The 6,998-nt window shown below is 71.1% G+C and carries 6 protein-coding genes and 1 tRNA gene; 3 read left to right on the top strand and 4 right to left on the bottom strand.

Features of this window, described 5'->3' with window-relative positions; genetic code table 11:
* A partial coding sequence (locus tag ACFE8Y_RS19910) for an RNA polymerase factor sigma-32 (RefSeq protein WP_375466107.1) occupies positions 1–436 on the bottom strand: 436 nt, incomplete at its 3' end.
* Positions 437–707: 271 nt separating this feature from the next.
* Positions 708–1,721, bottom strand: coding sequence for an RluA family pseudouridine synthase (locus ACFE8Y_RS19905; RefSeq protein WP_375466106.1), 1,014 nt, complete (start codon positions 1,719–1,721; stop codon positions 708–710).
* Between the two features lie 97 nt (positions 1,722–1,818).
* Here ACFE8Y_RS19905 and ACFE8Y_RS19900 point away from each other — a divergent pair.
* A tRNA-Glu gene (locus tag ACFE8Y_RS19900) sits at positions 1,819–1,893 on the top strand.
* A gap of 300 nt (positions 1,894–2,193) precedes the next feature.
* Here ACFE8Y_RS19900 and ACFE8Y_RS19895 read toward each other — a convergent pair.
* Entirely contained in the window at positions 2,194–3,972 is a 1,779-nt protein-coding gene (locus ACFE8Y_RS19895; RefSeq protein WP_375466105.1) for a glucan ABC transporter ATP-binding protein/ permease, read from the bottom strand.
* A gap of 349 nt (positions 3,973–4,321) precedes the next feature.
* On the opposite strand from ACFE8Y_RS19895, the gene ACFE8Y_RS19890 reads away from it, so the two are divergent.
* Positions 4,322–5,095: a motility protein A gene (locus ACFE8Y_RS19890; RefSeq protein ID WP_375466104.1), complete on the top strand. Its 774-nt coding sequence runs from the start codon at positions 4,322–4,324 to the stop codon at positions 5,093–5,095.
* 300 nt (positions 5,096–5,395) lie between these two features.
* Positions 5,396–6,229, top strand: coding sequence for a flagellar motor protein MotB (locus ACFE8Y_RS19885; RefSeq protein ID WP_375466103.1), 834 nt, complete (start codon positions 5,396–5,398; stop codon positions 6,227–6,229).
* 7 nt (positions 6,230–6,236) lie between these two features.
* Here the strand turns inward: ACFE8Y_RS19885 and ACFE8Y_RS19880 are convergent.
* Positions 6,237–6,998: TAXI family TRAP transporter solute-binding subunit (locus ACFE8Y_RS19880; protein ID WP_375466102.1), on the bottom strand; the 762-nt coding region annotated here is incomplete at its 5' end.

Here is a 6,998-nt window from a genome sequence, read left to right as displayed (position 1 = left end):
CCGAGATCTTGCCCTTGGCCTTGCGCAGGTTGAAGAACAGCTTCTTCTGGTTGGCCGTGGTCCCCATCTTCACGAGCGACCACGAGCGCAGGATGTATTCCTGGATCGCTGCCTTGATCCACCACATCGCGTAGGTGGCCAAGCGAAAACCCTTGTCGGGGTCGAAGCGCTTGACCGCCTGCATCAGGCCGACGTTGCCCTCGGACACCACCTCGCCGATCGGCAGGCCGTAGCCGCGATAGCCCATGGCGATCTTGGCGACCAACCGCAGGTGCGAAGTCACGAGGCGGTGGGCGGCCTCGCGGTCGCCGCCGTCGCGCCAGTTCTTGGCGAGGGTGAACTCCTCCGTCGGCTCCAGCATCGGGAACTTGCGGATCTCGTCGAGGTAGCGGGACAGCCCACCCTCGTTGGCGAGCACGGGCAATGCGCCGGCCATGGCAATCTCCCTGGATGGTCCCCCGGATGGGCGGACGCGGCGTGCGGGCGCACTCCGTGAGCCGGCTTCCCGATCCGCACCGTAACGGGGAATGCGCCGAGCCGGTAGCGGGTCGAACACGCGAACAGCGACATCAACGCGTCACGGCCTCGGAAGGTCGACGCTGACACGAAAGGTCGCGGATCGCGGTGCCGTTGCGCACCTGGATCGCGTCTCGGCTCGACTGCCGGGGCGCGGATGCGATCGTCAATTCGCTCCCCGCGGCATCGGGTTACTCCGCCGCGAGTGCTCTCACGAGGCGCGCCATCGACGCGGGCAGCGGACTCTTGAAGCGAAGGGGGTCCCCCGTCCGCGGATGGGCGAAGCCGAGGAGCGCGGCGTGCAGCGCTTGGCGCCCGAGCGCGGCGAGGGCGGCCTGCGCGGGCTCGGCCAGCCGCGCCGCCTTGGTGCGGAAGGCGCTGCCGTAGACGGCATCTCCCAGCAGCGGATGGCCGCGGTGGCTCAGGTGCACCCGGATCTGGTGGGTGCGGCCGGTCTCCAGGCGGCAGCGCAGGAGGCAGGCCTCGGGGTAGGCCGCCTCGACGGCGTAGTGCGTCACCGCGCGGCGGCCCTCGCCGGCGCGGACCACCGCGATCTTCTCGCGGTTGCGCTGGCTGCGGGCGAGACTGGCGTCGATGGTGCCGACGCGCGGCTCCGGCACGCCCCAGGCCAGCGCCTGGTAGGCCCGCTCCAGGGGTCCACTGCGGCCGTGGTCGGCGAACTGCGCGGTGAGGCCCTGATGGGCCGCGTCGTTCTTGGCGACGACGATCAGCCCGCTGGTGTCCTTGTCGAGGCGGTGGACGATGCCGGGACGGCGCACGCCGCCGATCCCCGACAGGCTCGCCCCGCAATGCGCGATCAGCGCGTTGACCAGGGTGCCGGCCTCGTGCCCCGGTGCGGGATGGACCACGAGCCCCGCGGGCTTGTCCACCACCACAAGGTCGTCGTCCTCGTAAGGGATGACGAGGCGGCGCGCCTCCGGCAGGGGCTCGGGCGCCACCGCCTCGGGCACCGTCAGCGCGAGGCGGGCGCCCGGGCCGACCTTCGCGGCGGGATCGCGCACCGTCGCCCCGTCGCGGCGGACGCGGCCCTCCCGTACGAGGTCCTGGAGGCGGGCCCGCGACACGTCGGGAAAGGCCGCGGCCAGCGCCCGGTCGAGGCGCGTACGCGCCGTCTCCGGCCCGACCACCGCCTGCCGCTCGCCATCGCCGCGCACCGCCAACACTCCGCTCCCGTCGCCCGTCATTGCATCGGAAAAGGCCGCGCGCGGCGCTTGCTCCGCCGCCGACCCGTCGCTATACGAACCCCTCGCCGGCCGATAGCGTGATGTGCCGGCGCGTGCTGCGCCCATCGTCTAGCGGTTAGGACAGGTCCCTCTCACGGATCAGACCGGGGTTCGATTCCCCGTGGGCGCGCCAACCCCTTCCTCGGGCAAAACCGACGGACTGCACCGGCTGACATGCCGCGGCTCGGCAGGTGAGCCCCGCATCGCCCGTGGTGAGCCCCCCCGGAAGCGGCGCCCTCAAGCTGCGGTGACGGCGCACCGTGTCCTGCCGGCGTCGTGTCTCCGGGCGGGCCGGTTTGGTTACCCCTGCCGCTCGCACCCGCACGGAAACACTGTCGGCAGAGCATCCCGGACCGGCAGAGCGCTCACCGGAGCCTCTCCTGCGTGAGTACGGAACCGCCCTCGCGGCTACTCTTACGAACCGCAGGCACGATCACGCCGCCAGGGCCATCGGGCCTTCCTCGGCCTCGGCCGCCATGAACTGCGCCCGGGCCAGTTCGGCGAAGCGGCCGTTCTGCGCGACCAGGGTGTCGAAGGTGCCCGATTCGACGATCCGGCCCTCGTGGAAGACGAGGATGCGGTCGGCGTTGCGGATCGTCGCGAGGCGGTGGGCGATGACGAAGGTGGTGCGGCCCTCCATCACGGCCTCCAGCGCGCCCTGGAGGCGGCGCTCGGTGGCGGCGTCGAGCGCGCTCGTCGCCTCGTCGAGGATCAGGATCGGCGGGTTCTTGAGGAGCGCCCGGGCGATCGAGAGGCGCTGGCGCTCGCCGCCCGACAGGGATCGGCCGCGCTCGCCGATCACGGTGTCGAGCCCGTCGGGCTGGCGGGCCATGAACGCGGAGGCCTGGGCACGCTCCAGCGCATCGAGCATCTCGGCGTCGGTGGCGTCGGGGCGGCCGACCTGCAGGTTCTCGCGGATCGAGCGGGCAAACAGCATCGGCTCCTGGAACACCACGCCGATGTTGTGGCGCAAGCTGGCGAGGCCGACGTCGCGGATGTCGGTGCCGTCGATGCGGATCGCGCCGGCCAGCGGATCGAAGCTGCGGTGCAGGAGGCCGAGCGTCGTCGACTTGCCGGAGCCGGTGGTGCCCACGAGCGCCACCGTCTCGCCGGCGCGCGCCGTGAAGGACACGCCGTCGAGCGCCTTGCGGCGGCCGTCGTAGGAGAAGCCGACCCCGTCGAACTCCACGTCGCCATCGAAGCGGGCGACGTGGACGGCGTGGGCGCGATCCCCCACGGCCGGCACGGTGTCGAAGATCGCGAAGAACTCGGCGATCTTCGGCGCCTGCTGGAACAGGCCGTTGACGAAGCTCACGATGTGGTCGAGGCGCGAGACCAAGGCGGTGGCGAGGCTCATGAAGGCCACGACCTCGCCGACCGTGGTGGAGCCGGACTGATAGAGCACGATGCCGGTGACGAAGACCGCGGTCATGGTGATGGTGGACGAGGCCCGCGTCGCGACGTTGGCGAGCGCCCACCACGACAGCACCGGGATCTGCGCGGCGAGCAGGTCGCCGATGATGGTGCGCATCGCGTCCTTCTCGGCCTTGGCGCGGGTGAAGGACTGGATCACCGCGACGTTGCCCAGCGCGTCGGAGGCGTGCGCAGCGAGCCCCGAATTGAAGAACTCGACCCGGCCCTGGAGCGTCTCGGTGCGGCGCATGACGAAGGTGGTGAGCGCGGTGAAGACCAGCACCAGCACGAGCAGGATCGCGCCGAGGTGCCAGTTCACGAACAGGGTCAGCGGCAGCAGCACGCCGAGTGAGACGAGCGCCGCGAAGTGGTCGCGGAAGAAGCCGAGCCAGAGGGCGGACATGCCGTTCGTGCCCTCCAGCATCGCCTTGAGCACGCGGCCGGAATGGTTGGCCGAGTGGAAGGCGAGCGGCAGGTCGAGGACGTGCTCGAAGTAGTTCGCCATCGTCGCGAGGCGGTTGCGGTGGGCGAGCCGGTCGGCGTGGAGCGCGATGGCGACGCCGGCCGCGATCGTGAAGAAGCCGAAGCCCACCCAAGCCGCGATCAGCGGCAGCATGGTCTGCAGGCCGTTGCCGCCGCGCTTGAGGTGGGTGAGCCCGTCGATGATACGGCCCATGATCAGGGGTTCGGCGAAGGCCGCGACCGCCAGCGCGATGTTGGCGACGCCCAGGCCCACGGCCAAGCGCCTGTCGTTGCCCAGGAGACCCAGGACGCGCACGTACAGACGAACCAGCGACATGTCAGCTCCGAACCGACCCCGGCGCCGCCCGTGTTGACCGGACCTCGCGCCGCTACCCCCTTGCCCGGTCCGCGGACGCGGCACGGGCTTGTTCTTCGTTCGCGCCCGGCGGGTCCGAGGACCGTCCGGGCGAGAGGCCGGTCAGACGCGAATCCCGGTTTGCGGGATTTCCAATCTCCTGGCGCGACACGGCTTATGCCAGGGGCTGGCTGAACGGCGCCTGACGGGCGCCGCGGCGTGGGGCCGCCTTTACGGTTCGTTCAGCAAGATTTCCTAACCCTGAGCCTGAGCGGTCCACAAGCGCACGATCCGCGCACGCGGCCGAATTCTCGCGTCAGGCGTCACGGTCATGGATCTCGCAACCGGTGTGGGGCTGCTCGGCGGCTTCGGCGTCGTCTTCACGCTGATCATGATCGATGGCGGCGATTTCGGCGCCTACTACGACAAGCACGCGCTCATCGTGATCTTCGGCGGCGCCACCATGGCGACGATGATGCGCTTCCCGTTCTCGACGATCCTGCACGGCCTGCCGATGGGCCTGCGCTTCGCCTTCACCATGCGCGCGATCAAGCCCCGCGAGCTGATCGAGGAGATCACCAAGATCGCCGACATCGTGCGCAAGTCCGGGCCGATGGCGCTGGAGAACCTGGAGATCTCCGACCCATTCCTGGCGCAAGGGGCGCGCTACATCGCCGACGGCTACGACCGCGACTTCATCCGCGACACGATGGAACGCGACCGCGACAACTTCCTCATGCACCTCGACGAGGGCTCGAAGATCTACCGGGCCTTCGGCGACTGCGCGCCGGCCTGGGGGATGATCGGCACCATCCTCGGCATGGTGACGATGTTCGCCCACATGTCCGACCCGTCGAAGCTCGGGCCCGCCATGGCGACCGCGCTGCTCGCCACCCTCTACGGGGCGCTGATCGCCAACATGATCACCCTGCCGATCGCCGACAAGCTCCACCTCAAGCTCGAGGAGGAGGACGTTTCGCGCTCGCTGATCATCGACGGCATCCTGCTGATCCGCGACCAGAAGAGCTCGTCGCTCGTGCGCGAGATGCTGATCGCCTACCTGCCGCACAACACCCGCGAGGACATGGCCGAGGCGGCGGCGTGAGGGATTTTCCTCCGCACGCGTGGCGGCGCCAGGATTTCCGGGAGTTCTGCGCGCGCGCCGGCGGCCGTCGGCCGTCGGCGCGGCCCTGCCCTCATCCGTTCGGGCTGAGAGACCGCGTCACCGAGGGGACGCGGTCGGCGCGACGGACCCCCTCTCCCGTGCGGGAGAGGATTGGGGTGAGGGATCAGGTCTCTCCGAACAGGTCGCGTCCCTCACCCTGTCCCTCTCCCGCACGGGAGAGGGGACCCGCGCTCAGGTCGGGAGGCCCTGCTCGTCGAGGTCGAACAGGGGCCGCGTCCCGTGGCTAAGAAGAAGCGCGGCGGCGCGCACGGCGGCCACGGCTGGTTCGTCACATTCGCCGACCTGATGGCGCTGCTGATGAGCTTCTTCGTGATGATCGCGGCGTACTCGACGCAGGATCAGAAGAAGATGCAGGCGGTGGCGGGCTCGATGCGCGACGCCTTCGGCGTCAACAAGGAGTCGCGGTTTGCCGGCATCATCGAGGCGGAGGGGCTGCCGGCGGCCGACCACGTGAAGTACCTGCGCGACATCCCGCCGGAGACCGCCACCGACCGCACGACGCCGCCCAAGAACAACCAGACCAGCGAGTACGGCCTAACCGACAAGGGCGAGCCGGAGAATTTCGGGCTGGCGGCGGCATCCCTGCGCCAGGCGCTCCAGGACCTGCCCGAGATCGCCGAGCTCTCCAAGAACGTGATGATCGGCAAGACGGAGCGCGGCCTCGACCTCTCGATCGTCGACCAGGACGGGCGCGCGATGTTCCCGGAGGGCTCCAGCCGCCCGACCGAGCGGACGCGCCGCCTCCTCGAGAAGCTCGCGCCGGCCCTGCGGCAGATGCCGAACCGCATCGCGATCACCGGCTTCACCGCCACCGACCGGCCGGGGCACCGCCCGCCCGCGCCGCCCTGGGAGCTCTCGGCCAGCCGCGCGATCAGCGTGCGCGAGATCCTGGCCGGCGCGGGCGTCCCCGACGACCGCTTCGCCTCGGTGACGGGCAAGGCCGACACCGAGCCGATGTTTCCCGACAACCCCTACATCGCCCCCAACCGCCGGGTGACGGTGACGCTCCTGAAGGAAGCGCCTCCGACGCCGCCGACGAAGGGCTTGCCGTAGGGTCGGCTCAGCGCGCGGGCGCGCCGATCTCCGCGAGGTAGCGCGCCGTGCCGGGATTCAGCATCGCGGGCAGGACGGCGGCGGCGAGGTTCCGCGGATCGCTGTCGCGGCCCTGCGGCAGGCGCCGCGCGAGGCCCCCGCCGGCCCGGTCGATCGCCGCGATCAGCCGGTGGGCGGCCTCCGGGTCGAGGCCGGGTCGGGCCAGGACGAGGCTCCATGAGCCGACGGTCTCGATGGCCACGTCCTGCCCGCGAAAGCTGCCGGCCGGCACCGTCATCCGCCGGAGCGACGCGCGCCCGGTGAGCACCCTCTCGATCGCCTCGGGTGACGGACCGATGAAGCGCGCGCCGCCCGGCGCGTCGGCGACGGCAGAAAAACCCGGCCAGCCGAGGCCGCCGCCCCAGAGGGCCGCCGCGCGCCCGTCGGCCACCATCGCGGGCCCGTCGCCGGCATGCTCCAGCAGGATCGGGGCGATCTCGCGCTCGGGGTCGATGCCGGAGGCGGCCAGCACCGCGCGGCCCATCACAGTGAGGCCGGAATTCCGCGTGCCGAGGGCGACCGGCCGTCCGCGCAGGTCCGCGACCGCCGTCACCGGGCTCGCGGACGGCACCACGAACAGGCCGGGGGTCGCGTACATCGGCGCGACGACGGTGAGGCCGGGCGCGCCGTCCTGCGGCGCGAGCGCCGCGTAGGCGAACTCGCCCTGGACGAGGGCGAGATCCACCTTTCCCGCGCGCAACAGGTCGAGGTTCTCCGCCGAGCCGCCCGT

It is taken from the genome of uncultured Methylobacterium sp., assembly GCF_964242245.1.
In the GTDB taxonomy this organism is placed as follows: domain Bacteria; phylum Pseudomonadota; class Alphaproteobacteria; order Rhizobiales; family Beijerinckiaceae; genus Methylobacterium.
Note: the sequence above shows the minus strand (reverse complement) of the source record. Positions and strands in the feature narration are given on the sequence as shown.

What these genes read in the sequence shown, in the direction of transcription:
- ACFE8Y_RS19890 (WP_375466104.1), top strand. Translation starts at nt 4,322, where the DNA reads ATGGATCTCGCAACCGGTGTGGGGCTGCTCGGCGGCTTCGGCGTCGTC.
- ACFE8Y_RS19895 (WP_375466105.1), bottom strand. Translation starts at nt 3,972, where the DNA reads ATGTCGCTGGTTCGTCTGTACGTGCGCGTCCTGGGTCTCCTGGGCAAC.
- ACFE8Y_RS19905 (WP_375466106.1), bottom strand. Translation starts at nt 1,721, where the DNA reads ATGACGGGCGACGGGAGCGGAGTGTTGGCGGTGCGCGGCGATGGCGAG.